The following is a 25,342-nucleotide window of genomic DNA, read 5'->3' on the forward strand; positions in this document are numbered from 1 at the left end:
GGGATGCGGTTCGGTCTGCTCATCGGCGGGTTGACCCTGGGGCTGGCCCTCGGGGCCGGTTCGGAGTGGGCCGGGTACGGGTACGGCCCCATGTCCCCGGTGGACTGGGGCCCGGACCTGGCCGTCGGACTGGTGTGGATCGGCTGCGGCCTGTGGGCATGGGGACTCGACCGCCGTACGGAGGTGCCGACCGGGGCGGTCGGGACGACCGGGGCGGTCGGGGGCGATCGCCGGCGCGAAGGATCGGCCCACGCACCATCTCACGCCGACGCCGACGCCGACGCCGACGCACACCCGAACGGAGTACCGCCCGAGGCCGACTTGGCCGACCATCCGACCGAAGTACCGCCGGCGGTCGGGCTGAACGGCCACCCGCCCGGAGCAGCGCCGGAGGCCGACCAGGACGACGCTCCCACCGGCGCACCACCGCAGGCCGGTGGGGTCGGGCGGCGGGCGGGGGTGCTGGCCGGGGCCGTCGGGGTCGTCTGGTTTCTCGGGGGGTATCTGCCCGCGGCCACCTACTGGCACCGTGGGGTTCTGGTGCAGTTACTGGTCACCTACCCGGGCTGGAAGCCGGAGTCCCGGCTCGCGGGCGTGGCCGTCCTCGCGGGATACGGCGCCGCGCTGCTGTACGCCCCCTGGCGCGGCGAACTCTCCTCCGCCCTGCTCGCCCTGGCCCTGGTCGGGGTGCTCGTCCGGCTGCGCGCCACGTCGGTCGGGCGGCAGCGGCGGTACCGCACGGTCGCGCTGCAGTCGGGCGTGGCGCTCGCGCTGGTGCTGGTCGGCGGGTCGGCGGCGCGGTCGGCGGTGCCGATGCGGGAGGCGGTCCGCCCGGCGCTGCTGGCCTTCGAGGTGGTGCTCTGCGCGATCGCCGTACTGCTGATGGCGGGGCTGCGGCGGCCGGCGGCCGCGCCCGTCACCGATCTGGTCGTCGAGTTGGGCGAGAGCCGATGGGTCCCGCTGTCGAGCCGGCTGGCGCGGCTGCTGGGCGACCCGGACCTGGAGGTCGGCTACTGGGTGCCCGCGGCGCGGAGTTATGTGGACGGGGAAGGACGGCCGGTGCCGGTGCCACCGCCGGGCGCGCGGCGGTGCGCGACCCGGATCGAGCGCGAGGGCCGGCCGTTCGCGGTGGTCGTGCACGACATCGCCGTACGGGAGGAGCCGCGGCTGGTCGCCGCCGTGGCCGCCGCGACCCGGCTCACCACGTCCCACGCCGCCCTGCAGGCGGAGGTGCACGCGCGGCTGAAGGAGCTGACCGCGTCCCGGCGGCGGCTCGTGGTGGCCGCCGACGAGGAACGCGCCCGGCTGGAGGAACGGTTGCGGCAGGGCGCGGAGCGGCGGCTGCGCGCGATCGGGGCGGCGCTGGCGGCCACGGCACCGGACGATCCCGCCGTCGACGAGCCGCACCGGGCCCGGGCCGCGGACCATCTGGCCCGCTCCCTCGACGAACTCCGCGCGACCGCGCACGGGCTGCGGCCCCGTGAACTGGCGGACGGCACAGGTCCCGCACTCGCCTCGCTGGCCGGGACCGGCCCCGTCGAGGTCCGGCTGCACACCCGGCCGGAGCGGTTCCCCGCCGAGGTCGAGGCGGCCGTCTACTACATCTGCGCCGAGGCCGTGGCCAACGCGGTCAAGCACTCCGGGGCGGGCTGCGTGTCCATCGCCGTACGGCGGGCGGGCGCGGTGGTCACGCTGGAGATCGAGGACGACGGGGAGGGCGGCGCGGATCCGGCGCGGGGCAGCGGACTGGTGGGGATCTCCGACCGGATCGCGACGCTGGGCGGCGAGTTGAGCGTCCATTCGCCGCCGGGGGCCGGTACGCGGCTGGTGGCGAGGATTCCGGTCGAGGACAGCGGCGGGTGACTCCCGTCAGCCCACCTTGGTCCAGACTCGGGTGGACCAGACGAAGCGGTCGCCCGCGTCCATGGGTTCGACGGGGGACATGATCAGGTCGCCCCGCGCGTCCGCGGAGGCGGTGAGGGCGACGGACGGGTGGTCGGGCCAGAGGAACGTGATGTGGTCGGCCGCGACCGTGTAGGTACCGGTGCCCGACTCCGGTGACGCCGTCTGCTTCATGGTCCAGGTGCCGCCGCTGAGCGTCATGGTGAAGGTGCTCGGATAGAAGGCGAGGTCCTCGCCCTGGGGGCCGTGCGTGCGTGCGTCGTCCTTGGTCAGCGTCCAGCGGTAGGTGCCGTCGAGCTGCTTCGGGGAGGTCGTCGCGCCGTCGGCCGTCCCTGGCCGGGAGTCGGTACGGGCGCAGGACACGGGCACGGTCAAGGGGGGTTCGGGGGTGGTCCGGCTCTTGAGCGCGCGGATGTCCGCCAGATACGCCCGGGTGTCCAGGTCCTGTTCGAGCCGCCGGTACACCGGCTCGACCGCCGCCCGCAGCGCCCGCAGTTGCGCCGCGGAGGCCTGCGCGAAGTGGGCGCCGCTGCGGCAGCGTTCGGCCACCAGGGCGTCGTCGTCCAGATCCACCAGACCGGTGGAGCGGGCCGCGGTCCGGGCCGCCGCCGCCCGGATGCGGTCGGCGTCGGTGCCGTCCAGCGCGGCGAGCCGCCGCGGGTTGGCGATGAGGACGGCGGTCTCCGGCCAGAGGCTGACGTTCAGTGTCATGTACGGCGCCAGCGGCTCCATGGAGTTGATGGCGTAGATGTGCAGGGAGTTCTCGAAGCCGTCGATCGTGCCCGCCTTCAGGCCCTTGTCGCGGTCCAGCGGACCGACCTGGACCGGGGTCGCCCCCAGGGCGCGGATCGTGTCGGCCTGTACCTCGGACGCGAACGTCTGGACGCGCGCCCCGCGCCACTGCGCCGGCCCGAGCAGCGGGCCCTCGACGGCGATCGGCTTGCGCAGGCCGCCGGCGAGGACGGCGAGTCCGGTCACCTGCAACCGGTCGAGCCCCTTGAGCATGCGCCCCGGCACATCACTCGCGACGACCTCGCGCTCCAGGGCGTAACTGTCGATCAGCAGCGGCGCGTCGAGGGCCCGGAAGTCGCGGACGCCCAGGGTGTCCAGCGCCCTGGTGCCGACCCAGGCGAGATCGACCCGGCCGGCCGCGACCGCCCGTACGACCTGCTGCTCCGCGTCGGGCGCGAAGTTCCCCCACCTGTGGGCGACTCGCACGCGTAATTGGCCTCCGGAGCTCTTCTCCAGACGGGTCACGAAGTCCGCCACGGCGGGTTCGTAGCGCAGGGCGGCGTAGGCATCGGCCATCCGCAGGGTCACCGGGGCCGGTCCGCCGCCCGCCTTGGTACCCGGGGCGACACCGCACGCCGGGACGAGGAGGAGAGCGGCGAAGGCCGCCGACACGGCGCCCGCGTACCCGTACCCGGTCGGTCGTCGCATCGTGCCTCCCCCGAGGACGAGTCCGCGCACTCGTGTCCTCACGGCAGTGCGGCGAACCGGTACCGCGATATTGCGGCCAACCACAGTATGCGCAAGCAGGACACCTGCCACAATCTTCTGGTGTCGGACATCGCCGCTCCGTACCACCGCCGCCCCTGGGCCGGGTACGCCCTCCCCTCGGCGGCACTGACCTGCGCGGTCGCGACCACGGGTGTGGTGGCGCGCGTGCACGGCTGGGGCACGACGTACGCCGGGGTCTCGCCGCTCGCCTCGGCGGTGTTCCTCGCGGCCGGTTGCGGCATGCTCCTGGCGGGGGCGGCCAGTCGGCTGCAGCGGCCCACCGGTTCGACCGGCCCGGTCGCCGTGCTGCTGGGCGCGGTCTGGCTGGCGCCCGCGTGGGTGGGCTGGCAGACGGGCCCGGCCCTGGCACGCAGCCTCGCGATGGTCGCCGTACCCTTCGGGGCCGCCCTGCTCCTCCATCTCGCGCTGGCGCACCCCGGCGGACGCCTCGCCCCGCCGCCCGCTTCCCGCGCTGTGTCCCGCTCCGTGTCCCGCGCTGTGTCCCGCTCGGTGTCCCGCTCGGTGTCCCGCGCGCTCGTCGGCGCCGGATACACCGCCACGGCGCTCTACAGCGGTCTGCGGGCCGCCACCCAGGACCCGTACTACGACCCGAACTGCTGGAGCAACTGCACCGACAACGTCCTCATGGTCAGGGCGCTGCCCGCGTTCGGGCCCGCGCTCGACGCCGTACGGCCCTGGCTGCTCGTGGTGCCGGCCCTCGGTGCCCTGACCGCCGCCGTCGTACGCGGCGGCCGGGGCAATCGGTCCACGCTGCTCCTCCCACTGGCGCTGACGGCCGCCGCCGAGGCCGCGTACGGGACGGCGCTCGCCCTCGTACCGGCCGAACTGCCCGACCACGCCGGCTACGCGACCCTGTTCCACGTCCGCGCCGCGGCGTACGTCTGCCTCGCGGGCGCGCTCGTCCGGGAGACCCTGCGCCGGGGCCGGCAGGGGGCGCTGCTCGCCCGGCTCATGGAGGAGCTCGGGGACGCGCCACCGCTCGGCTCGCTCCAGTCCGTCCTCGCCGGGGCGCTGGGCGAGCCCGGACTGCGGGTCGCGTACTGGCTGCCCGGCCGCGCCCAGTACGTGGACGCCGCCGGCCGGCCCGTCCTGCCGCGCTCCGACCGGGAGCACGCGGTGACGGAGATACGACGGGGCGGTGAGCGCGTCGCGGTCGTGGTGCACCGGCGCGGGCTGCACAGCGACCAGGATCTCGCCCGGCGGATCGGCTCCGCGGCCCGGCTCGCCATCGACAACGAACGGCTGCGCGCCGAGACGCCGGCCCGCGTCGAGGAGCTGCGCCTCTCCCGGGCCCGGGTCGTCGAGGCCGCCGACGCCGAGCGGCGCCGCATCGAACGCGACCTGCACGACGGCGCCCAGCAACGCCTGCTGGCCCTGATGTTCGAGCTCCGCATGGCCGGGTCGGCGGCGAGGGCGCGGGGCGCCCAGGAGCGGGCCGAGGTGCTCACGGAGCTCGCGGAGGAGACCCGGGTCGTGCTCGGCGAACTGCGGGAGCTCGCGCACGGCATCTTCCCGGCCGTCCTCGACGAGGCGGGGCTCGACGCGGCGCTGTGGACGCTGGCCGACACCGCGCCCGTACCGCTGGAACTGGCGCGGTCCCCCGGGACCCGGCTGCCGCAGCCGGTGGAGCGGGCCGCCTACCTCGTGGTGGCCGGGGCCGCGGAGCGGGCGCGCGGCCCGCTGACCGTGACCCTGGAGCACGAGGAGGAGCGGGGGCGGCTGACCGTGACGGTCGACGGGGCGGCCCGCGCTCCCTATGTCCACCTCGCCGACCGGGTGGGCGCCCTCGGCGGCCGGATCGTGTCGGAGGCGGGTCTGCTGCGGGCGGAGATTCCCTACGGGTGACGGACAGGACGGAGGTGCCATGCGCATACGTGACGGGGGTGCCATGCGGGTCGTGGTCGCGGACGACTCGATGCTGACGCGGGAGGGCATCGTACGGCTGCTCGACGAGGCCGGGATCGAGGTCGTCGGCCAGAGCGAGGACGGGGACGGGCTCCTCAGAAGCGTCCGGTCGACCCGCCCCGACGCGGCCATCGTCGACATCCGGATGCCGCCCACCCACACCGACGAGGGGCTCGTCGCCGCCCAGCGGATCCTTGAGGAACACCCCGAGACCGGCGTCCTGGTGCTCTCCCACTACGTCGAACCGGCCTACGCCCTGCGGCTGATCGCGGAGCGGCCCGAACGGGTCGGCTATCTGCTCAAGGACCGTGTCTTCGACGTGGTCGTCCTGATCGACGCGTTGCGCCGCATCCGGGACGGCGAGACGGTCGTCGACCCGACCATCGTCGCGCGCCTCATGAACCGCCCTCGCGCGGCCGACCCGCTCGCCGCGCTCACCCCGCGCGAGCGCGAGGTCCTCGCCCTGGTCGCCGAAGGCCTGTCGAACCAGGCCGTCGCCGCCCGCCTGGTGATCACCGAGCGCACCGTCGAGGCGCACATCACCCACACCTTCGACAAGCTGGGCCTGCGCGACGAACCCGACGCCCACCGGAGGGTGCTGGCGGCGCTCACCTATCTGCGGTCCACCCGGTCCTAGCAACCAGCACAGCGACCACGGCCGCCGCGCGCCTCCGTGCTGTCCACAACACCGCGCCCGTGCCAGCCCCGATGTGCGCAGCCCGCCCGCCGCGCGACAGTCGGTTGATGGGCTCAACACCCTTGCGCCCGGGGGACGTCGCGACGAGGAGAGAAGAACGCGAATGAAGCGTGTACGGGGGATCAGGCGCGGAGCCGTGCTGCTCACGGCGATACTGATGTGCATGGGGCTGGTGGCCACGGGGTGCAGCTTCGCCGCCAAGGCCGGCAGCAGGGTCGCGGTCAGGGCGGTGGCCCGGGGAGTCCCGACCGCCTCCCCCTTCTTCAAGGAGGGGCTCAAGCTGGGCCTGGACCTCCTGGGCGGGGAGGCGCTGGACGCCCTGGCGGGCGGGGTGAAGAAGGGCAACCAGGAAGGCCTCTACGGAGGCACGCGGAACAAGTCGAGCTGCGACAAGGGCAAGCTGATCGACTTCCTCCTGCGGCCCGAGAACCGCAAGAAGGCCCTGGCATGGGCCGACGCACAAGGCATCGACCTCAACATGATCAAAGGCTTCGTCAAAGATCTCACGCCGGTGCTGCTGCGCAACGACACCCTGGTGAAGAACCACGACTACAGCTCCAAGAAGGGCAGGGCGACCGTCTTCGACGCCCTGCTCGAAGCGGGTATCGCCGTGCTGGTCGACCTGCACGGGCAGCCGGTCGTGCAGTGCAGCTGCGGCAACCCGCTCGGCGCGTTCGAGCACCAGGTGGACGAGGCCGACGTCAAGTTCGAGGGCCGGGTCAAGAAGTGGACGTCGTACGACTCCGGCAAGTCCGTCAAGGTCGATCCCACGCCGAAGGAGGACAAGGTCGACACGTACGTGCTGGTCGACGTCGAGAACCCGGACAAGGGGGTGGAGCGGGAGGCCGGTTCGGAAGGCGGGGCCGACAAGTCCGTACCGATCGAGCCTTCGAACGGCACGGTCGACGTACCCGATGTGGCGGGGAAGTCTCCCGAGGAGGCGCAGCAGATCCTGGAGGCGGCCGGCTTCACCGTGCTGGTGACCGACGGGGTGTCCGACACGGCCGAGCAGGGCACGGTCTTCGACCAGAGTCCGGCGGCGGGCGAGCCGGCCGAGCAGGGTTCCCAGGTGACCGTCACGGTGGCCACGGACGGGACCGCGGAGCCGACGGACACGACCCCCTCGTCCACGCCGTCCGACACCTCGACCGCGGGCAGCGGGGGCCCGAGCGGCGAAGTGACCGGCACACCCACCGACGGTGTGACCACTCCGGGCGCCGACGGCGGTGGGACCAACGGTGGTGGGACCAACGGCGGTGAATTCTTCGGCGGTACGACCCCCTAGCCCCTCATGGTCCCCGCCCGCGCCGCACGGGCGGCTACCGCACGTACAGACTCTCGATCTCCGCGCTGAAGTCGCGTTCGATCGCCGCCCTCTTGAGCTTCATGGTCGGGGTCACATGGCCCGCCTGCTCCGTGAAGTCCACCGGGAGGACGGCGAAGCGGCGGATGGACTCGGGGCGGGAGACGAGCTTGTTGGCCTCGTCGATCGCGCGCTGCATGATCTCCGTCAGCTCCGGGTCGTCGAGGAGGAGCTCCGGGGGGACGGGGTGTTTGCCGATCATCTGGCGCCAGTGGGTGATGCCGTCCTGGTCGAGGGTGATCAGGGCGGTCACATAGGGGCGGCGGTCGCCGAGGACGATGCACTGGGCGATCAGGGGATGGGAGCGGAGCCAGTTCTCCAGGGGTGCGGGGGCCACGCTCTTGCCGCCCGCGGTGATCAGGATCTCCTTCTTGCGGCCGGTGATGGTGAGGTAGCCGCCGTCGTCCAGTTCGCCGATGTCACCGGTAGCGAACCAGCCGTCCGGGGCCGCGTCGACGACTCCGCCCGCGTTCGGCTCCCAGTAGCCGCGGAAGATCTGCTCCCCGCTCAGCAGGATCTCGCCGTCCCCGGCTATCCGTACCCGGGTGCCGGGGATCGGCCAGCCCACCGTTCCCAGGCGGGGTTTGAGCGGGGGCGTGACCGTGGCGGCGGCGGTCGCCTCGGTCAGGCCGTAGCCCTCGTAGATCTCGATGCCGGCGCCCGCGTAGAACGCGGCGAGGCGGCGGCCCAGCGGGGAGCCGCCGCAGATCGCGTAACGGACCCTGCCGCCCAGCGCGTTGCGGATACGGCGGTAGACCAGCGGGTCGTAGACGGCGCGGGCGGCGCGCAGCGAGCGCGAGGGTCCGGAGCCGGTGCCGTGCTGCTTGGCCTCGACCGCCTCGCCGTAGCCGCAGGCGATGCGCGCCGCCCGGTCGAAGGAGGACCCGCGGCCCATCTTCTCGGCCGTCGCCCGGCCGGTGTTGAAGACCTTCTCCAGGACGTACGGGATGGCCAGCAGGAAGGTGGGCCTGAAGCTCGCCAGGTCGGCCAGCAGATCCTCCGTCCGCAGGCTCGGCGCGTGGCCGAGTCTCACCCGCGCGCGCAGACAGGCGACCGCGACCATCCGCCCGAAGACATGCGAGAGGGGCAGGAAGAGAAGCATGGACGCGGCGTCGGAGGTCTTCGCCTTGAAGATCGGGTAGAGCAGTTCGATCGCGTTGTCGATCTCGGCGAAGAAGTTGCCGTGGGTGAGCGCGCAGCCCTTGGGGCGGCCGGTCGTGCCCGAGGTGTAGATGAGGGTGGCGAGCGTGTCGGGGCCGAGCACCCCGCGGCGTACGGCGACCTCGGAGTCCGGGACGTCCCGGCCCAGCTCGGCCAGCCGCTCCACGTGCCCCTTCTCGAAGACCCACATGTGCCGCAGGTCGGGGATGCGGTCGCGTTCCGGGCCGAGCGCGGCCGCCTGGGCCACGGACTCCGTGGCGAGGGCGACGGCTCCCGAGTCCTGGAGGATCCAGCGGACCTGGAAGGCGGAGGAGGTGGGATAGACGGGGACGGTGACGAGGCCGGCCGCCCAGGCCGCGAAGTCCAGGAGCGTCCACTCGTACGTCGTCCGCGCCATGATCGCGATGCGGTCGCCCGGGACCAGGCCCTCGGCGATCAGTCCCTTCGCGACCGCCAGCACCTGCGCGGCGAACTCGGCGGCACTCACGTCCGCCCAGTCGCCGTCGGGGTCCTTGCGGCTGAGGACCACCTCCTCGGGGGCCACAGCCGCGTTGTCGAACGGGATGTCCGCGAGCGAGCCGTGGGTCACCTGCCCGACGAGGGGCGGCACGGACACCTCTCGCACGACTCCGTCCAGCCGCCTGATCTCGGGCTCCACGAGGGAGGGTTCGGAGGGGTAGAGGCCGGACTGACTGGACATGGGGCGGCTCCTTGGCTGCCGGACCCGGGCGGCATGAGGCGGATTGGGGACGCTATGTCTCATACGGGCCGGGGGTGTGAGGGGTTCATACGAGTTCTGTACGGGGTGGGGGTGACCGGATCGTACGGGGCCGGAGTGTGGGGTTTGTGGGTCTTCGGGGCGGGCGGGGTGCGAGTTACCCAGGGTAAAACTTAAATCTCCAAGGACAGTTCGGCCCACACCGTCTTACCGACGAGACGGTCCGCGACGCCCCAGGCGGGGGCGAGCAGGGCCACGATGACCAGACCCCGCCCTCCCTCACCGTCCACCCCCTCCGCACCGAACCGCAGCCGCCGGTCACCGCGCGTGTCACTCACCTCGATGCGCAGCGTGTCCTCCGGGAGGCGCAGCAGGCGGAGTTCGAAGTCGCGTCCGGGTACGCGGCCGTGGGTGACCGCGTTGGCGGCGAGTTCGGCCACGACGTGCTGCGCGGTGTCGTTCACGTCGCTGCCGTGCGGGAATCCCCACTCGGCGAGTTGGTGTGCGGTGAGGTGACGGGCCAGGCGGGCGCCGCGCGGGGTGGAGCTGAGGCGCTGGCTCAGTTCGCCGGTGGGGGTGGAGATTCGAGAGTTCACCTCACCGAGCGTGGTCGGCTCGTCCTACCCTGACCAGGAGCGACCCGGCGACGCTGTGTAGCCGTACGGGTACGGTGCGCGGGGTGTGCGGGTTGTCGGCCGTGGCGGTGAGCGTGTGAAGGCGGTGGCGTACGTGACGGAAGAGACCGACCGGAGGCCGGAGACACCGGCGGAGGCCGAGGGGACGACGGGCTTGTTCACCGCGCTCGGCAAGATGCTGAAGCTCTTGCGCGAGCGGGCGGGGCTGACGCAGAAGGAGTTCGGGCAGACGGTGGGGTACGGGCCCGACGCGATCTCCGCCATGGAGCGGGGCGTACGGGTGACTCGGCCCGAGCTGTTGGAAAAGGCGGACGAACTCCTCGACGCCGGGGGCCTGTTGAAGCAGGCGATCCCCGAGGTCAGGGAGGCGATGAAGAAGGCGCGGACGCGTCATCCCGAGTGGTACCGGAGCTACGCGGGGTTGGAGGCGGAGGCGGTCGAGCTGCATTTCTACGCCAACCAGGGGGTGCCGGGGCTGTTGCAGACGGAGGACTACGCGCGGGGGATGTTCTCCCGCCGACGGCCGCTGCTCGACGAGGCGACCATCGAGAAGCGCGTCGCCGACCGGCTGGCACGTCAGCAGATCTTCGCCAAGTGGCCCGCCCCCATGTGCAGCTACGTGCTGGAGGAAGTGGTGTTGGACCGGCCGACCGGTGGTCGCGCCGTACGTCAAGGGCAGTTGCAGCAGTTGCTGCATATCGGCAGCATGCGGAACGTGGAGATCCAGGTGATGCCGACAGGCATCGAGGACCACCCCAACATGGGCGGCGCGTTCAATCTGCTGACGCCTCAACGGCACCCGCAGGTGGCCTACACAGAGGTTCAGGGGTATCCCAGGCTCATCACCGACGTACAAGAGGTCCGGAAGATCGCCGACCGCTATGGGATCATGCGGGCGATGGCCCTCCCGCCTACGGAGTCCCGGGCCCTGATCGAAAAAAAGTTGGGGGAGCGATGAGCAGCCAACAACTCAACTGGTTCAAGTCCAGCCACAGCGGCGGCGAAGGCGGCGAATGCCTCGAAGTCGCCTACGCCTGGCGCAAGTCGAGCTATAGCGACGGCGAGGGCGGTGAATGCGTGGAGGTCGCCGTCTGCCCCCACACCATCCACCTCCGCGACTCCAAGAACCCCACCGGCCCCCACCTCACCCTCTCCCCCACCACCTGGTCCGCCTTCCTCACCGCCGGGCCCGGGATTGCGGGCCCCTGACGCGGACGACGCGACCAACGCGGCGGAACTCGGCGCGGCCCTGTCCGCCCAGATCGGGCGCTGGGTCCCGCACCTCGTTTTCGGGCAGGATGCCCGTTGACGCGGTCCTCATGCCCGCTCCCCCAGCGCCCGGAGCGCCAGCCACCCGCACAGCGTGGCCAGCGGCAGCTCGGCACAGAGCGCCATCGCCACCGCCGTGGCGAGGTCGCTCCCCGCGGTCGCGGTCGTGGTGTCGAACCAGGCGTCGATCACGAGCAGGGTGGCAGTCGCGGTGGCCGTCACGGGGTGCCGTAGGTCGCCGCCGGCAGCGAGGACGCCGGTGGCGATCAGGCCGGCCGCCTCCAGCGCGTCGAGGCCCACCCAGGCGACAGGCCAGTGCGCTGCCGTCGCGGTGTCCGGCAGCCCGGTCGCCAGCACGTACAGCCAGGGCAGCAGAGCGACTCCGCACACCACCAGCAGCCACCCGACCCGGCCGACCAGCCGCGAGCCCGGCTCAGCCCCGGCCTCCTCCCGCTCCGTGTGTGAGGCCAGTTGTCGCATGCTCTCGCTCCCCTTCCCGTGTGCTCTCCGCTTCACGGCCTCCAGCCTCCGCCGCGCACCCAGGCGTCGTCAGTCACCCAGATATCCGACCTGGGGTGAAGAAAAGTGCACCCCGGCCCCGGGCAGAAACGTCATGGCCCGGCGGTGACCAGCGGTTCTACTGTTCGGGCATGCTCTTCAAAAGGTGGCAACCGGACTTCCTGCTGCGGCCGTTCGGGGACGCGGGCCGCGCCATCGCGTTCCACTCCGCCGGCATCGCGATCCAGTTCGGAGTGCTGCTGGTCCTGGCGCTGCCATGGATCTACTTCGTGCCGGCGGCGCTGTGGGCCGTGACGGTGGCCGTCGTGGTGCCGTCAGCCGCCGTGGTGCTCGCCGGCCCGCTGCTCACCCGGGTGCAACGGGCCCGTTTCCGCGAGCGGCTCGGCGTGGTCGTGCCCGCGCCCGCGGGCCTGGCGGAGCGGCCCGGACGGCACGGCATCCGGCAGTGGCTGCGCTCGGCCCTGGGGCGCCGCCAGTTGCGCTACCACCTGCTCGCGGGCCCGCTGTGCGCGCTCGGCGGTCTGGCGGTGCTGGTGCTGTGGGCAGCGGGGGCCGCCGCGGCCTCGATCTACGTGTGGCTCTGGGTGACCCCGTGGCAGTGGCGGGGGGAGAACGCGGGACACTCGGTGAAGGCGGCGTATGTCACCGCCGCCGGCGTCGCCCTGCTCTACGCGACCGCCTGGCTGGCGAAGGCACTCACCCGCGTCGACACCCGCGCCGCGAACGCGCTGCTCGGGCCGAGCCGCGAGGAGGAACTGACCCGACGGGTGGCGGACCTCGCCGAGAGTCGCGCCGGCGTGGTCGACGCGGCCGACGCCGAGCGGCGGCGGATCGAGCGCGACCTGCACGACGGCGCACAGCAGCGCCTGGTGGCGCTCGCCGTCAACCTCGGCCTCGCCAAGGCCACCCTCGGCGACCTGCCGGAGGAGGCCCGCAAGGTGATCGACGAGGCGCACCGCGAGGCGAAGGAGGCCATCTCCGAGCTGAACGACCTGGTGCGTGGCCTGCATCCGGCGGTCCTGGAGGACCGCGGGCTCGACGCCGCCCTCTCCGGCGTCGCCGCGCGCCTCCCCATACCGGTGCGTCTGTCGGTGAGCCTGCGGCGGCGTCCGTCGCCCACCGTCGAGGCAGTTGCGTACTTCGTGATCTCGGAGACCCTGACAAACGTGGTCAAGCACGCCCAGGCGTCCCGGGCCGACGTGACCGTCGAGCAGACGAGGGGGACACTGTTGATCGCCATCACGGACGACGGCGTGGGAGGCGCGGATCCTTCGGGTGCCTCGGGCACCGGGCTCACCGGACTCGCCAAGCGCGTCGCGTCCGTCGACGGCACGTTCTCCTGCCGCAGCCCCCTCGGGGGCCCGACCGTTGTCACCGTGGAGCTGCCGTGCGCGCCGTGATCGCCGAGGATTCCGTCCTGCTGCGGATCGGGGTGGTCAAGGTGCTGGAGATGGCCGGCTTCGAGGTGTGCGCCGAGGCGGCCGACGCGGAACGGCTGCTGGCGGCGGTCGAAGAGCACAGGCCGGACATCGCCGTGGTCGATGTCCGCATGCCGCCCGGCTTCACCGACGAGGGCGTACGGGCCGCCCTCATGATCCGCCGGCAGTGGCCGGACACCTCCGTGCTGTTGCTGTCGCAGTACGTGGAGGAGCGGTACGCGGCCGATCTGCTCGCCGCCCACACGTCCGGCGTCGGCTACCTGCTCAAGCAGCGGATCGCCGACGTCGAGGAGTTCGCCGAGTCGGCACGCAGGGTGGCGGCCGGCGGCACCGCGTTGGACCCGCAGGTCGTCGCCCAACTGCTGATGCGTCGCCACAGCGATCCACTCGACCGGCTGACGCAGCGCGAGCGCGAGGTGCTGGAGCTGATGGCGGGCGGCCGGTCCAACTCCGGGATCGCGGCCGAACTCGTGGTCAGCGAGAGCGCGGTCGCCAAGCACATCAACAGCATCTTCACCAAGCTCGACCTGCCCAAGGCGGACGCCGACCACCGCCGAGTGCTGGCTGTCCTTCGCTTCCTCGACGTGGCGAAGACCTGATGCCGCGACCGCAGAGGCTCGTTCGGACACCCCCTTAGTTCTCGGGATACCTCGACGTCTCGGCACCCGTCACCGTGATGACGGGACACACCGAGCGAGGGAACACCATGCACCTCCTGCGCCTGACCGTCGCGCTCCTCATCACAGCGGCCACGCCGGCCGTGGTGACCCTGTACCCGGGCAGGTATTGACGTGCTCTTACCCTGGGTAACCTGACTCCGGAGTAAATACATCCGAGCCGGGAGTTGGACCATGGCCGACCGCCACCTGACCTCTGTCCTCGCCCGAGGCGCACTCCTCTCCCCCTTCAAACGGCCCCGCCCCGACGCCCCCGTCCCCCCGACCCGTCTCACGCTGCCCGGTGTCCGTATCGACCTCGCGCGGCTCGCGACGTACGAGCGGGTCTGTGGGTTCGCGACGGGGGCGGACGCGCTGCCGGTGACGTATCCGCACGTTCTCGGGTTTCCGCTCGCGATGCGGATCATGGCGAGCCGCTCGTTCCCGCTACCGCTGCTCGGGCTCGTCCACACCTCGATCGAGATCACCCAGCGGCAGCCACCGGCCGCCGCGGAGACGTACGAACTCGGCGTACGCGTCGCGGAGTTGGCGCCCCACCGCCGGGGGACACAAGCCGTCGTGCTGACCGAGGCGAGGGTCGACGGCGAGCCGGTGTGGGAGTCGAGGAGCACCTATCTCGCCCGGCACCGGGCGACCGAGGAGTCGACGTCCAAGGCCCCGCCGGAGTCAGACGACGCCAAGCCCCTCCCCTTCCGTGCCGAGTGGCGGCTCGGCGGTGACGTCGGGCGGCGGTACGGTGCCGTCTCGGGGGACCGCAACCCCATCCACCTGCACCCCCTCACCGCCCGCCTCTTCGGCTTCCCGCGCGCCATCGCGCACGGCATGTGGACCGTCGCCCGCTGCCTGGCCGAGTACGGGCCGCAGCAAGCGGTGGGAGTGCGGGCCGAGTTCAGGACGCCGGTGCTGCTGCCCGGGACGGTGACGTACGCCGCACGGGGCCCCTCGTTCGAGCTCCGCACGGGCGACCGGGTCCATCTGACCGGCGACGTACGGCCGCTCCGCGCGTGAAACAAGTGAACTTCGGGCGAACACCGCATGACGGAAGGCCTCGCCGCGGACACCCGTCGTCATCAACTCCCAGGTGAAAAAGCCACGTTGAGAATGCTCTCACAGGGCGCACCCAGTGACCCAAGGTGCCTTCAAGCAGCCCCTCATCCCACCCTCAGACACCCTTCCTAGCCTCGGTCCACCCCCCGACCGTCGCCAGGAAGGGCTCCTGAACCATGCCCCCCAGACGTATCGCCGTACTCGCCGACTCCGACACCCGCTGGAAGTGGGGCGCGTCCGTCGCCCGGCAGATCGCTCCCGAGCACGCCCTCGACGCGGTCTTCCTGCGCACCCGGGCCACCCCGACGGAGCGCCAGCTGACGGAGATCGGGATCGTGCCGGACACTCGGCGCGAGGTCACGGCGGCCGAACTGGTCGACGACGAGGAGCTCGCCGCGGCCGACGTGGTCGTCCTGGCCACCGTGGGCGGTACGACACTCGCACTCGCCCACAGCCTGGGGATCGCGTGGGAGGGGCGGGAGCGGCGGCCGGTCACGGTCACGGGGTATGTCGGGGTCGTGTACGAGAAGATGGTCGACGGGCTGATGACCCGGGCCGGCACCGATCTCGTACTCGCCAACAGCGCGTACGACGCGGACCGTTTCCGTTCCGCGTTCGCGAGTGTCGGAGTCGATCCGGACTCGGTGGTCGAGTGCGCGCTGCCCTTCCTCGGCGGCGAGCCGTATGTGCCGTCCACGGAACGGCCCTTCACGCTCACCTTCGCCGTCCAGCCGTCGGTCCCCAAGGGCCGGGAGTCCCGGCTCAAGCTGCTGGAGCGGGCGGCGGCCCACGCGCGACGGCATCCCGACCGACAGGTGCTGATGAAACTGCGCAGCCTCCCGGGCGAACACACCACGCACGTCGAGGCCGATCCGTACCAGGTGCTCATCGAGAAGCTGACCGAGCCGGCCCCGGCCAACCTGCGGCTGGTCTACGGCAACATGGGCGAAGTCCTGGACCGCACCGACCTGTTGGTGACGGTCAGCTCGACGGCCGCCCTGGAGTCGATGCACCGCGGCATCCCGACCGCGATCCTCACCGACTTCGGGGTCCGCGAGGCGCACGGCAACCACTACTTCGTGCACTCCGGCTGCCTCGCGTCCTGGGACGACCTGGACGCGGGCGGGCTGCCCCGCGTCGACCCGGTGTGGGCGGCACGGCAGGGCATCGGCAAGACCGATCCGTACGCAGCCGCCCGCGCCCGGGTCGCCGCGCTGAGCGCGGCAGGGCGGCTGCCCGCGCTGCGGCCGTACTACTCGCTGCAGCGCGCGGGGGCGTATCTCTGCGGCATCCTGGAGCGCAACGGTCTCGACGAGAAGGGCAGGCCGCTGGCCCTCGCGCCGGGCGGGGGCGGCGCGAGCCCGCTGCGGGCGGTCGTCCGCCGGGCCGCACGCAGCAGCGCCAAGTCCCTCTACCGCGTGGGCCGCGAGAAGGTCGCCCCCGCCCTGCGCCGCTGGGGCCAGAACTGACCCCGACCGGACCCCGACCGGACCCCGACCGACCCCGACCGACCCCGACCGACGCGGAGAGAACCCCCGTGCCGGTCGGGTGTCAGACCTCCGCGGAGGGCTGAGGCGGGATCTCCGTGGCCGACGGGGACCACGGCCGGCCCTGCATGAGGTTGCCGAGTCCGGCCCAGGCGAAGTTCATCAGGGTGGCGGCGGCCTGTCGGGCCGTGACGCCCGGCGTGGCGTTGGACCAGGCCGCGAGGGACTCGGCGGCGCCGACCAGGGCCTCGGCGAGCCCGGCGACCTCCCGCTCGGGCAAGGACGGGTCGCGGTGCTCCGCCAAGCTCTCAACTCCGTTCGAGCAGGGGGTACCCCCATCGCGCGCGGCGACCACGATCAGCTGGGTGACGAACGCGACGAGCTCCTCGCGCATCACGGCGACCTCCGCCGCGAACGGCTCGCCGTGCGTACGCGCCTGACGGTGCAGCACGGACCAGCCGTCCGGATTCCCCGCCGTGTGCGTGAAGAACGCCCGCAGGCCTTCCCAGAGTTGGCGGTCGGCGGGCAGGCCCGGCTCGACGCCCGCCCGGACCGCCGCGGTCAGCGCGGCCGCCTCGCGCCGGATGCAGGCGGTGAAGAGGTCTTCCTTCGAGTTCAGGTACAGATACACCAACGGCTTGGACACGCCCGCCAGATCGGCGATCTCGTCCATCGACGCGGACCGGTAACCGCGCTGCCCGAAGGTCCGCACGGCGGCGTCCAGCATCTGCTGTTCGCGTACCGCGCGCGGCATCCGCTTGTTCTTCACAGCACCCATACAGGCAAGCGTACGATCGGCCGCCGTCGGCCAGGCACAGCGTTACGAGGTCTGGCCCTGCACGCCGCCGCGGGCGGCGTCGTCCACGCCGTCCTCCTGGCTGCGGTTCTCCTCCAGGTTGGACTTCATGCGGTCCACGCGCGCGACGACCTGGGCGGAGGCCCGGTCGCGCTCCTTGCGCAGGACGACGAAACTGATGGGCGCGGAGATCACGAGCGCCAGCAGGACGACCCACATGTAGTTGGAGTCGCCCAGACCGCGCGGGGCGAGACCCGAGTAGACGAGGCCCCAGACGACCACGAGGCAGCCTGCGAAGACGCCGAGGCGCATCAGTGTGTAGCGGCCCATGTCAATCCACTCTTCCGTTCCGAATCCGTTTCGAACGTTCCCAAAGGGCACCGTCCAGTGAAGCACGCCGGTACGGCGCATCACGCAGGGGGGCCTCAGCCGCCCCGCGGCAGGGGCAGCAGCATCGTGATCTCGTCGCGGTCGTCACCCGGCGCGACACGGAGCGCGTCGGGCGCCCGGCCGATCTCCTTGTAGCCACGGGAGGCGTAGAAGCGTTCCAGCCCCTCCCCGCCCCGGCAGGTGAGGCGCAGGCCCTCCAGACCACGGGCGCGGGCCCGGTCCTCGGCCTCGCGGAGCAGGTCGGCGCCGTGGCCCCGGCCCTGGAGGGCGGGGTCGACCATGACGGTGTAGAGCCAGGCCCAGTGGCCCATCAGGGGGTGGTCGTTCAGGGCGAGGAACGCGGTGGCGGCGAGCCGGCCGTCGGCGGTGAACCCGGCGAGGAGTTCGGTGCGGCCCGCGGCCATCGCGGCGAGGTGGGCCTCGGCGCGGGGGCGTATGTCGGCGGGGGTCACCGGCGGCACGAAGCCGACCGCACCGCCCGCGTTGGTGACATCCGTCCAGAGGGTGAGCAACTGGTCGGGCAGGGGGTGGGCCGGCTTCGCGCCCTCGGCGGAACGGGCCTCGGTGAACAGGGTGAAAGTCAGTGGCACAGCCACCGAGGGTAGAACGTGGCCGTCGGGGCCACCGAAGCCGGCCCGCGCAGCCGCAGACCGGCATCGGCCGCGGAGCCGCAGACCGGCATCGGCCGCGGAGCGTCAGACCCGCATCGGCTGCGGCGCCTCCCGGCGCGCCGGGTCCGGGCCCTCGTACTCGCGGATGATCTCGTACCGCGTGTTCCGCTCGACCGGCCGGAACCCGGCGTCGCGGATCAGGTCGAGCAGGTCCTCGCGGGTCAGCTTGTTCGGCGTGCCGTAGTTGTCCGCGTCGTGCGTGATCTTGTACTCGACGACCGAGCCGTCCATGTCGTCGGCGCCGTGCTGCAGGGCGAGCTGCGCGGTCTGCACGCCGTGCATCACCCAGAAGACCTTGACGTGCGGCACGTTGTCGAAGAGAAGGCGGGAGACGGCGAAGGTCTTCAGGGCTTCGGCGCCGGTCGCCATCTGGGTGCGCGCCTGGAGCTTGTTGCGGACCTTGCCGTCCTTCATGTCCACGAAGTCGTGCTGGTAGCGCAGCGGGATGAAGACCTGGAAGCCGCCGGTCTCGTCCTGCAGCTCACGCAGCCGCAGCACGTGGTCCACCCGGTGGCGGGGCTCCTCGATGTGCCCGTACAGCATCGTGCACGGGGTCTTGAGCCCCTTGGAGTGCGCGAGCCGGTGGATGCGGGACCAGTCCTCCCAGTGCGTGCGGTGGTCCACGATGTGCTGACGGACCTCCCAGTCGAAGATCTCCGCGCCGCCGCCGGTGAGGGATTCGAGCCCCGCGTCGATGAGCTCGTCGAGGATCTCGCTCGCGCTCAGCCCGGAGATCGTCTCGAAGTGGTGGATCTCCGTCGCCGTGAAGGCCTTCAGGGAGACGTTCGGCAGGGCCTTCTTCAGCTCGCTGAGCGACCGGGGGTAGTACCGCCACGGAAGGTTCGGGTGCAGGCCGTTGACGATGTGCAGCTCGGTGAGGCTGTCGTTCTCCATCGCCTTGGCGAGGCGGACGGCCTCCTCGATGCGCATCGTGTACGCGTCCTTCTCGCCCGGCTTGCGCTGGAACGAGCAGTACGCGCAGGACGCGGTGCACACGTTCGTCATGTTGAGGTGACGGTTGACGTTGAAGTGGACGACGTCGCCGTTCTTCCGCGTCCGCACCTCGTGGGCGAGCCCCCCCAGCCAGGCCAGGTCGTCCGACTCGTACAGCGCGATGCCGTCCTCGCGGGTCAGCCGCTCACCGGCTCGAACCTTCTGCTCCAGCTCGCGCTTGAGCCCGACGTCCATGCCTCTACCTCTTTCCACGACAGACCAAGACGGACTTCATAAACCGTACGCCCACCCCTCTAACCCTCTTCGGGCAGCTCTCCGACCCGGTTCTCCCACTTCGTGGAGAGCACGATCGTCGTACGGGTCCGGGAGACGCCCTTCGTCCCGGACAGCCGCCGGATGGTCTTCTCCAGGCCGTCGACATCACTCGCGCGCACCTTGAGCATGAACGAGTCGTCGCCCGCGATGAACCAGCAGTCCTCGATCTCGCCGAGGTCCCGCATCCGGTGGGCCACGTCTTCGTGGTCGGCCGCGTCGGAGAGCGAGATGCCGATCAGGGCGGTGACGCCGAGGCCGAGCGAGGCGGAGTCGACGGTGGCACGGTAGCCGGTGATGACACCGGCCGCCTCCAGCCGGTTGATGCGGTCGGTGACGCTGGGTCCCGACAGACCGACGAGGCGCCCCAGCTCGGCGTAGGAGGCCCGGCCGTTCTCTCTCAGGGCCTGGATGAGCTGCCTGTCCACCGCGTCCATGCGATCGCTAGCCTTCCGCTGAAGTGTGTGTGGGTCGTGTGTGGTGCGCTCGTGCTCAAGTCGTACTCGGTCGTGCTCAGTCGTAGTCCGTCGTCGTCCGTCGTCGTCCGTCGTCGTCCGTCGTGCTCAAGTGGTGCCGGCCGAGGTGCTACCCAAGGCGGCCCTCAGGTCGCCCGGGAGCCGCCGCCGAGTTCGCCCTCCCACCGGCGGTACAGCGTGTGCTCGACACCCGCCGCGTCCAGCACCCGCCCGGCGACGAAGTCCACCAGGTCCTGGATGTGCGTCGCCCCCGCATAGAACGCCGGCGAGGCGGGCAGTACGGTGGCGCCCGCGTCGTCCAGGGAGACCAGGTGGCGCAGCGTCTGCCCGCTCAACGGGGTCTCGCGGACGGCGACGACGAGCTTGCGCCCCTCCTTGAGCGTCACACTCGCCGCGCGCTGCAGCAGATCCTTCGACAGCCCCAGGGCGACTCCGGCCACGCAGGCCGTCGAGGCCGGCACGATCAGCATGCCCTTCGAGGGGTACGAGCCCGAGGACGGCCCCGCCGCCAGGTCACCGGCGCTCCAGTGCCGTACGGCGTCCAGGCGCCCCTCGAAGGCGTCGAAGGTGCCGGGCTTGCCGTCCGCGCCCCGCGCCAGCCATTCCCGCAGGTCGCCCTGCCAGTGGGCGTCGCGGAACGAGATCCCCGTCTCGTCGAGCAGCGTGAGCCGCGAGGCCCGGCTGACCACCAGGTCCACGCTCTCCCCCGCCGCCAGAAGCGCACGCAGTACGGCGGCGGCGTACGGCGTACCGGACGCGCCGGACACCCCCACGATCCAAGGCCGACGCTGTGTTTCTCCTGCGTTCACACCCTGAGCCTACCGGCGGGCCGACGCGGACTCAGGACTGGTCGCGCACCGTCGGGTCCACGGGCAGCCGCGCGGTGGCCAGCGTCAGCTTTCCCAGCGGCGAGTCGACGGTCAGGTCGGTGCCGTACGGGACCGTGTCGCGGCCTCGGTAACCGTCGGGGCCGGGGTTCCACATCGTCACACAGTGGCCCTTGAGCGGGTCGAGGACCAGGTAGTTGGCGATGCCACGGGAGGCGTACCAGCGGGGCTTCACCTCGTAGTCACGGCGGATGCTGCTCGGAGACACCACCTCGGCGACGAATTCGATCAGGTCGGGCGGGTACGCGCTACGGTTCTCGGCCTCCGCTTCGGCTGGGATGACTGCGAGGTCGGGGCAGAACTCGTTGTCGTCGTCGAACGGAAAGGCCACATCACTCACCAGGGCCCACCCGGACGGCAACTGGTCCTCCACGAGGGCCCACAGCCGCTGAATGGTCTTCCCGTGGAACGGCTTGACCGGGTTCATCACGATGCTTCCCTCGACAATCTCCGTCACATAGCCGGGGAAGATGTCCTCCAGCTTGCTGAGCTGTGAGTGCAGGCGGTCAAGGTCCGAGACGGTCACGGCGGCCTCCCTGGTGTCCTGCCCTCGATGGTAGGCCGCACCGTAATCACCCGGTGAGACCCCGAACCAGAAGATCGAGAAGCGCACACCCGAACAGGGCAATCCCGATGAACCCGTTGACGCTGAAAAGCGCCCTGTTCAGGCGGGACAGGGCGCGCGCCACTCCTCGCGGGTCACGCAGGCCTGGTCGTCACAGCCCGGCGGAACCGGTCGTGCCCGGTCAGCCCGGTGTGCCGCAGCGCCCGGTCTTGGGCCGCTTCCCGCACACCCCGGGGACCCGACCGCGCACCCCGCCCTCCGGGGCGTGCCGGACGGTGTGCCCCACGCGCTGGTACACGGCACGCGGGCTCACCGGCCCGTCCCCGGCGCGTCCGGTTCCCCGCCGCCGGTGCCTGCCTCTCCCGCGTCCTCGGTGTCCGGTGCGGGAAGGCGCAGGCCGCGGGACTCGGCAACGCGCAGGACGTCGCCGAGGCACTCGGTGAGCCGGAGAGCGGCGTACCGCACCTCTGCGTACGGAGACATGGGGTCGTCCAGTACCTGTCGGGCCTGCCCGATGACCTCCGCGCCCGCGGCCAACTGCTGCGCCTCCATCGCGTCTGCGAGACGCGAGAGGTACCCGCCCTTGCTGCCGGGCGAGAGATGGCACGGCTTCCCTTCCGGGGACAGCCAGGGCAGGAGGCGAAGCGCGGCCAGGGCTCGGGCCGGTTCCACGGGCTCCACCGGTTCCGGCGACCTCGTCGGCTTCATCTGCCGTGTCGGTTCCGTGCGCTCCATCAGGCGGCCGCCTGCCCCGCGCCGATCAGATGCTGGTCGAGGTCGATCCCGAAGTCGGCGGCGAGCACAAGGGCGGCACGGCGGCGCCGTTGGCGGGCGCGTTCCTGTTCGTGGGCGGTGAGGTAGGGGCGGACGAGACGGGTCGCGGTGCCGTCGAGGGGGAGGTCGAGGCCGTAGGGGGAGCGGTGGAGGGGGAGGGAGGGCCATGCGGGGTGGTGCGATACGGCGGCGAGGCGGGAGAGGGCCGGCCGTCGGGTGGGCCGGGGGCCCGCACGATGGGTTCCGGTGCCCGGGGCGAGCAGACGACTCAGTCGGCGGGCGGTACGGCGGATAAGGTTGCGCATGTCGACGCTCCTCGTAAGCGTTGGCCATGCCCCGGGAGGCCTGGACCGCCTCGCCGGGGTGCTGTCGTTTGCGAGGCTACACCTGAATGCAGCCCTCTACATACAAGTGCAGAGGGATCCACTCAATCGTGCAGGTCCAGGCATGCCTACGTTGGACACATGAGCGATGCAGAGGAAACCGAGTCTCCCCTGGACCCGATGAGCGCAAGACCGCTCTATGTCCAGCTGGCCGACATCATCGCCGGCAAGGTCAGGTCCGGGGAGCTTGCACCGGACAGGCCGATCCCCTCGGAGAACCACCTCGCCGACGAGTACGGCGTGGCGAGGCTCACCGCACGACGTGCCGCACAGGAACTCCGTGAGCGAGGGCTCATCGTCACCGTGCGCGGCAAGGGTTCGTTCGTTGTAGAGCAGCCGCCAGCCGGTATCCCCGAAGAGAACGAGAGCACCGACTGACGCATGGCGTCGTCGTCTACACAGTCAGCCCGCGGACCAGCAGATCGAGCAGGGCACACACGAACAGGGCGATACCGATGAATCCGTTGACTTGGAAGAACGCGCGGTTCAGCCGGGACAGATCGTGCGGCTTGACGATGGAGTGCTCGTAGAGGAACGCGCCCGCGACGATCAGCAGGCCGAACCAGAAGAACGCGCCCGCGTCGGTGGCGACGGCGTACCAGGCGAACAGGGCGGTGGTGACGACGTGGCAGCCGCGCGCCCCCCAGATCGCCGCCGGAATGCCGAAGCGCGCCGGTACCGACATGACCCCGACTTCGCGGTCCGTGTCGACGTCCTGGCAGGCGTAGATCAGGTCGAAGCCGCCGATCCAGATCCCGACCGCGAGGCCCAGGACGACGGCGTCCCACGACCACTCGCCGGAGATGGCCAGCCAGCCTCCGATCGGGCCCATCGCCTGGGCGAGACCCAGGATGGCCTGCGGGAAGTTCGTGAACCGCTTGCCGTACGGGTACACCACCATCGGGATCACCGCGATGGGGGCGAGGGCCAGACACAGGGGGTTCAGGAGGGCCGCGGCGCCCAGGAAGAAGACGAGCGCGACCAGCGCGCCCGTCCACGCGTGCTTCACGCTCATCGCGCCGGTGACCAGCTCGCGATGAGCCGTGCGGGGATTGCGGGCGTCGATCTCGCGGTCGATGATCCGGTTCGCCGCCATCGCGAACGTGCGCAGGCCGACCATCGCGACGGTCACCAGGAGCAGCCGCCACCAGTGGATGTTCTCGTCCGTCTCGAACATCGCGGTCAGGGCGGCGATGTACGCGAAAGGCAGCGCGAACACCGAGTGCTCGATCATGACGAGGCGCAGAAACGCCTTGGTGCGGCCCGGCTGCGGGAGCGCCGCGGAAGCTGAACTCACAGCCCGTACTCCTTCCAACGGCGGTCGACCGTCGCCGCCGTCTCCGGGTCGGAGAGGACCATCTCGGGCCATCCCCCGTCCCGGGTGTAGCCCTCCTCGGGCCACTTCCTCGTCGCGTCGATGCCTGCCTTGCCGCCCCAGAACTGCTGGTAGGAGGCGTGGTCGAGATGATCGACCGGGCCCTCGACGACCGTCAGGTCACGGGCGTAGTCGGTGTTGCCGAGGGCCCGCCACGCGACCTCGTGCAGATCGTGGACGTCACAGTCGGAGTCCACGACCACGATGAGCTTCGTGAGGGACATCATGTGCGCCCCCCAGACGGCATGCATCACCTTTTGGGCGTGCTTGGGGTACTTCTTGTCGATCGCGACGATCGCGCAGTTGTGGAAACCGCCTGCCTCGGGGAGGTGGTAGTCCACGATGTCCGGCACGATGATCTTCAGCAGGGGGAGGAAGAACCGCTCGGTCGCACGCCCCAGGGGTCCGTCCTCCGTCGGGGGGCGGCCTACGACGATCGACTGGAGCAACGGCCGCCTCCGCATGGTGACGCAGTCGATGGTCAGTGCCGGGAAGGGCTCCTGCGGTGTGTAGAACCCGGTGTGGTCGCCGAACGGCCCCTCCGGAAGCATCTCCCCGGGCTCCAGCCACCCTTCGAGCACGACCTCGGCCTGCGCGGGCACCTGCAGCGGAACGGTCTTGCAGTCCACCATCTCGATCCGCTTGCCCTGGATGAACCCGGCGAAGAGATACTCGTCGATGTCACCGGGCAGCGGGGCGGTGGAGGCGTACGTCACGGCGGGCGGGCATCCGAAGGCGATCGCGACCGGCAGCCGCTCTCCCCTCCTCGCCGCCACCTGGTAGTGGTTGCGGCTGTCCTTGTGGATCTGCCAGTGCATGCCGATGGTGCGCCTGTCGTGGCGCTGGAGCCGGTAGAGCCCGAGATTGCGGATCCCGGACTCGGGGTCCTTGGTGTGGGTGAGCCCGAGGTTGAAGAAGGAACCGCCGTCCTGGGGCCAGGTGAACAGGGCCGGAAGGGCGTCCAGGTCGACGTCCTCGCCGCGCAGCACGACCTCCTGCACGGGCGCGTTGTCGGACTTCACCTTCTTCGGCGGTACGTGGGTCATGGCGCCGAGCTTGCCGAAGGCCTCGCGGACGCCGACGAAGCCGTGCGGGAGTTCGGGCCTGAGCAGGCCGCCGATCTTCTCGCTGATCTCGCCGTACGACTTCAGGCCGAGGGCCTTCAGCAGCCGCCGGTCGGTTCCGAACACGTTCATGGCGAGCGGCATGGAGGACCCGCGCACATTCTCGAAAAGCAGCGCGGGCCCACCCGCCTTCTGCACCCGGTCGACGATCTCCCCGACCTCCAGATACGGGTCCACCTCGGCCTTGATGCGCTTGAGGTCGCCCTCGCGCTCCAGCGCCCTCAGCAGGGATCGAAGATCGTCATAAGCCATGGGTCCAAGTATCGGCCACCCGCTACCCTGTGCCCGTCACCGG

Annotated in this window: 26 protein-coding genes and 1 pseudogene; 11 read left to right on the forward strand and 16 right to left on the reverse strand. The window is 71.4% G+C overall.

Translation table 11 applies throughout. The features are described 5' to 3' along the window. The first annotated feature begins 3 nt into the window (after nt 1-3). The gene (locus RV986_RS22060) at nt 4-1,863 is read left to right on the forward strand and encodes a sensor histidine kinase (protein ID WP_475919046.1); all 1,860 of its coding nucleotides are present in this window, start codon (nt 4-6) and stop codon (nt 1,861-1,863) included. A gap of 6 nt (nt 1,864-1,869) precedes the next feature. Here RV986_RS22060 and RV986_RS22065 read toward each other — a convergent pair whose 3' ends face one another. Next, nucleotides 1,870-3,342 carry a TRAP transporter substrate-binding protein gene (locus RV986_RS22065; RefSeq protein WP_475919047.1) on the reverse strand — a complete coding sequence of 491 codons (1,473 nt, stop codon included), beginning with the start codon at nt 3,340-3,342 and terminating at the stop codon, nt 1,870-1,872. Between the two features lie 120 nt (nt 3,343-3,462). Here RV986_RS22065 and RV986_RS22070 point away from each other — a divergent pair, with 120 nt between their 5' ends. From RV986_RS22070 to RV986_RS22080, 3 genes are all read left to right on the forward strand, one after another. Further along, a complete protein-coding gene (locus tag RV986_RS22070) occupies nt 3,463-5,268 on the forward strand; it encodes a histidine kinase (RefSeq protein WP_475919048.1) in 1,806 nt (601 codons plus the stop codon). A 43-nt stretch (nt 5,269-5,311) separates the two neighbouring features. Next, complete coding sequence (locus RV986_RS22075; protein ID WP_475924374.1) at nt 5,312-5,965, forward strand: response regulator transcription factor; 654 nt, start codon at nt 5,312-5,314, stop codon at nt 5,963-5,965. Nucleotides 5,966-6,128: 163 nt separating this feature from the next. After that, complete coding sequence (locus RV986_RS22080; RefSeq protein WP_475919049.1) at nt 6,129-7,310, forward strand: DUF6777 domain-containing protein; 1,182 nt, start codon at nt 6,129-6,131, stop codon at nt 7,308-7,310. 34 nt (nt 7,311-7,344) lie between these two features. On the opposite strand, the gene RV986_RS22085 is transcribed toward RV986_RS22080, so the two are convergent. Then, complete coding sequence (locus RV986_RS22085; RefSeq protein WP_475919050.1) at nt 7,345-9,249, reverse strand: AMP-dependent synthetase/ligase; 1,905 nt, start codon at nt 9,247-9,249, stop codon at nt 7,345-7,347. A 191-nt stretch (nt 9,250-9,440) separates the two neighbouring features. Continuing rightward, complete coding sequence (locus tag RV986_RS22090) at nt 9,441-9,863, reverse strand: ATP-binding protein (RefSeq protein ID WP_475919051.1); 423 nt, start codon at nt 9,861-9,863, stop codon at nt 9,441-9,443. Between the two features lie 133 nt (nt 9,864-9,996). Here RV986_RS22090 and RV986_RS22095 point away from each other — a divergent pair, with 133 nt between their 5' ends. Further along, on the forward strand, nt 9,997-10,860 hold the full coding sequence (locus RV986_RS22095; RefSeq protein ID WP_475919052.1) for a helix-turn-helix domain-containing protein: 864 nt from the start codon (nt 9,997-9,999) through the stop codon (nt 10,858-10,860). Then, on the forward strand, nt 10,857-11,111 hold the full coding sequence (locus RV986_RS22100) for a DUF397 domain-containing protein (RefSeq protein WP_475919053.1): 255 nt from the start codon (nt 10,857-10,859) through the stop codon (nt 11,109-11,111). Before RV986_RS22095 ends, RV986_RS22100 begins: the two co-directional genes overlap by 4 nt. A 108-nt stretch (nt 11,112-11,219) precedes the next feature. Here the strand turns inward: RV986_RS22100 and RV986_RS22105 are convergent, their stop codons facing one another. Further along, nucleotides 11,220-11,651 carry a hypothetical protein gene (locus tag RV986_RS22105; RefSeq protein WP_475919054.1) on the reverse strand — a complete coding sequence of 144 codons (432 nt, stop codon included), beginning with the start codon at nt 11,649-11,651 and terminating at the stop codon, nt 11,220-11,222. Between the two features lie 170 nt (nt 11,652-11,821). On the opposite strand from RV986_RS22105, the gene RV986_RS22110 reads away from it, so the two are divergent. From RV986_RS22110 to RV986_RS22125, 4 genes are all read left to right on the forward strand, one after another. Next, nucleotides 11,822-13,090: a sensor histidine kinase gene (locus RV986_RS22110; protein WP_475919055.1), complete on the forward strand. Its 1,269-nt coding sequence runs from the start codon at nt 11,822-11,824 to the stop codon at nt 13,088-13,090. Next, entirely contained in the window at nt 13,078-13,728 is a 651-nt protein-coding gene (locus RV986_RS22115) for a response regulator (RefSeq protein WP_475919056.1), read from the forward strand. The genes RV986_RS22110 and RV986_RS22115 overlap by 13 nt, the downstream gene beginning before the upstream one ends. Before the next feature lie 252 nt (nt 13,729-13,980). Beyond that, nucleotides 13,981-14,814 carry a MaoC family dehydratase gene (locus tag RV986_RS22120; RefSeq protein ID WP_475919057.1) on the forward strand — a complete coding sequence of 278 codons (834 nt, stop codon included), beginning with the start codon at nt 13,981-13,983 and terminating at the stop codon, nt 14,812-14,814. A 215-nt stretch (nt 14,815-15,029) separates the two neighbouring features. Then, nucleotides 15,030-16,322, forward strand: coding sequence for a DUF6716 putative glycosyltransferase (locus tag RV986_RS22125; protein WP_475919058.1), 1,293 nt, complete (start codon nt 15,030-15,032; stop codon nt 16,320-16,322). A gap of 82 nt (nt 16,323-16,404) precedes the next feature. Here RV986_RS22125 and RV986_RS22130 read toward each other — a convergent pair whose 3' ends face one another. From RV986_RS22130 to RV986_RS22175, 10 genes and pseudogenes are all read right to left on the reverse strand, one after another. Continuing rightward, nucleotides 16,405-17,118, reverse strand: coding sequence for a TetR/AcrR family transcriptional regulator (locus RV986_RS22130; protein ID WP_475919059.1), 714 nt, complete (start codon nt 17,116-17,118; stop codon nt 16,405-16,407). Nucleotides 17,119-17,160: 42 nt separating this feature from the next. Then, on the reverse strand, nt 17,161-17,466 hold the full coding sequence (locus tag RV986_RS22135; protein WP_475919060.1) for a DUF4229 domain-containing protein: 306 nt from the start codon (nt 17,464-17,466) through the stop codon (nt 17,161-17,163). A gap of 95 nt (nt 17,467-17,561) precedes the next feature. Continuing rightward, the gene (locus tag RV986_RS22140; protein WP_475919061.1) at nt 17,562-18,116 is read right to left on the reverse strand and encodes a GNAT family N-acetyltransferase; all 555 of its coding nucleotides are present in this window, start codon (nt 18,114-18,116) and stop codon (nt 17,562-17,564) included. A 105-nt stretch (nt 18,117-18,221) separates the two neighbouring features. Next, on the reverse strand, nt 18,222-19,385 hold the full coding sequence (gene mqnE, locus RV986_RS22145) for an aminofutalosine synthase MqnE (protein WP_475919062.1): 1,164 nt from the start codon (nt 19,383-19,385) through the stop codon (nt 18,222-18,224). 59 nt (nt 19,386-19,444) lie between these two features. After that, complete coding sequence (locus RV986_RS22150) at nt 19,445-19,900, reverse strand: Lrp/AsnC family transcriptional regulator (RefSeq protein WP_365225601.1); 456 nt, start codon at nt 19,898-19,900, stop codon at nt 19,445-19,447. Nucleotides 19,901-20,064: 164 nt separating this feature from the next. Next, on the reverse strand, nt 20,065-20,748 hold the full coding sequence (locus tag RV986_RS22155; RefSeq protein WP_475919063.1) for a UbiX family flavin prenyltransferase: 684 nt from the start codon (nt 20,746-20,748) through the stop codon (nt 20,065-20,067). 31 nt (nt 20,749-20,779) lie between these two features. After that, nucleotides 20,780-21,352, reverse strand: a complete 573-nt coding sequence (locus RV986_RS22160) for a Uma2 family endonuclease (protein WP_475919064.1) — start codon at nt 21,350-21,352, stop codon at nt 20,780-20,782. Between the two features lie 46 nt (nt 21,353-21,398). Then, nucleotides 21,399-21,503, reverse strand: a pseudogene (gene ubiA / locus RV986_RS22165) (4-hydroxybenzoate octaprenyltransferase); the annotation flags it as partial. A gap of 197 nt (nt 21,504-21,700) precedes the next feature. After that, nucleotides 21,701-22,063: a hypothetical protein gene (locus tag RV986_RS22170; RefSeq protein ID WP_475919065.1), complete on the reverse strand. Its 363-nt coding sequence runs from the start codon at nt 22,061-22,063 to the stop codon at nt 21,701-21,703. Between the two features lie 62 nt (nt 22,064-22,125). After that, nucleotides 22,126-22,470 carry a hypothetical protein gene (locus tag RV986_RS22175; RefSeq protein ID WP_475919066.1) on the reverse strand — a complete coding sequence of 115 codons (345 nt, stop codon included), beginning with the start codon at nt 22,468-22,470 and terminating at the stop codon, nt 22,126-22,128. A gap of 159 nt (nt 22,471-22,629) precedes the next feature. Here RV986_RS22175 and RV986_RS22180 point away from each other — a divergent pair, with 159 nt between their 5' ends. Further along, the gene (locus RV986_RS22180; RefSeq protein WP_475919067.1) at nt 22,630-22,926 is read left to right on the forward strand and encodes a GntR family transcriptional regulator; all 297 of its coding nucleotides are present in this window, start codon (nt 22,630-22,632) and stop codon (nt 22,924-22,926) included. A 16-nt stretch (nt 22,927-22,942) separates the two neighbouring features. Here RV986_RS22180 and mqnP read toward each other — a convergent pair whose 3' ends face one another. Both mqnP and RV986_RS22190 read right to left on the reverse strand, forming a co-directional pair. Further along, on the reverse strand, nt 22,943-23,845 hold the full coding sequence (gene mqnP / locus RV986_RS22185) for a menaquinone biosynthesis prenyltransferase MqnP (RefSeq protein WP_475919068.1): 903 nt from the start codon (nt 23,843-23,845) through the stop codon (nt 22,943-22,945). After that, nucleotides 23,842-25,299 (reverse strand): menaquinone biosynthesis decarboxylase, encoded by a 1,458-nt coding sequence (locus tag RV986_RS22190; protein ID WP_475919069.1) that lies wholly within the window; start codon nt 25,297-25,299, stop codon nt 23,842-23,844. Before RV986_RS22190 ends, mqnP begins: the two co-directional genes overlap by 4 nt. Nucleotides 25,300-25,342 lie beyond the last annotated feature (43 nt).

The sequence above is a fragment of the Streptomyces sp. RLA012 genome (assembly GCF_056270325.1).

Bases quoted from the DNA above. Each gene is read 5' to 3' on its own strand.
- RV986_RS22060 (WP_475919046.1), top strand. From the start codon at position 4: ATGCGGTTCGGTCTGCTCATCGGCGGGTTGACCCTGGGGCTGGCCCTC.
- RV986_RS22065 (WP_475919047.1), bottom strand. From the start codon at position 3,342: ATGCGACGACCGACCGGGTACGGGTACGCGGGCGCCGTGTCGGCGGCC.
- RV986_RS22075 (WP_475924374.1), top strand. From the start codon at position 5,312: ATGCGGGTCGTGGTCGCGGACGACTCGATGCTGACGCGGGAGGGCATC.
- RV986_RS22080 (WP_475919049.1), top strand. From the start codon at position 6,129: ATGAAGCGTGTACGGGGGATCAGGCGCGGAGCCGTGCTGCTCACGGCG.
- RV986_RS22085 (WP_475919050.1), bottom strand. From the start codon at position 9,249: ATGTCCAGTCAGTCCGGCCTCTACCCCTCCGAACCCTCCCTCGTGGAG.
- RV986_RS22100 (WP_475919053.1), top strand. From the start codon at position 10,857: ATGAGCAGCCAACAACTCAACTGGTTCAAGTCCAGCCACAGCGGCGGC.
- RV986_RS22105 (WP_475919054.1), bottom strand. From the start codon at position 11,651: ATGCGACAACTGGCCTCACACACGGAGCGGGAGGAGGCCGGGGCTGAG.
- RV986_RS22110 (WP_475919055.1), top strand. From the start codon at position 11,822: ATGCTCTTCAAAAGGTGGCAACCGGACTTCCTGCTGCGGCCGTTCGGG.
- RV986_RS22120 (WP_475919057.1), top strand. From the start codon at position 13,981: ATGGCCGACCGCCACCTGACCTCTGTCCTCGCCCGAGGCGCACTCCTC.
- RV986_RS22125 (WP_475919058.1), top strand. From the start codon at position 15,030: ATGCCCCCCAGACGTATCGCCGTACTCGCCGACTCCGACACCCGCTGG.
- RV986_RS22130 (WP_475919059.1), bottom strand. From the start codon at position 17,118: ATGGGTGCTGTGAAGAACAAGCGGATGCCGCGCGCGGTACGCGAACAG.
- RV986_RS22135 (WP_475919060.1), bottom strand. From the start codon at position 17,466: ATGGGCCGCTACACACTGATGCGCCTCGGCGTCTTCGCAGGCTGCCTC.
- mqnE (WP_475919062.1), bottom strand. From the start codon at position 19,385: ATGGACGTCGGGCTCAAGCGCGAGCTGGAGCAGAAGGTTCGAGCCGGT.
- RV986_RS22150 (WP_365225601.1), bottom strand. From the start codon at position 19,900: ATGGACGCGGTGGACAGGCAGCTCATCCAGGCCCTGAGAGAGAACGGC.
- RV986_RS22175 (WP_475919066.1), bottom strand. From the start codon at position 22,470: ATGCGCAACCTTATCCGCCGTACCGCCCGCCGACTGAGTCGTCTGCTC.
- RV986_RS22180 (WP_475919067.1), top strand. From the start codon at position 22,630: ATGAGCGATGCAGAGGAAACCGAGTCTCCCCTGGACCCGATGAGCGCA.
- RV986_RS22190 (WP_475919069.1), bottom strand. From the start codon at position 25,299: ATGGCTTATGACGATCTTCGATCCCTGCTGAGGGCGCTGGAGCGCGAG.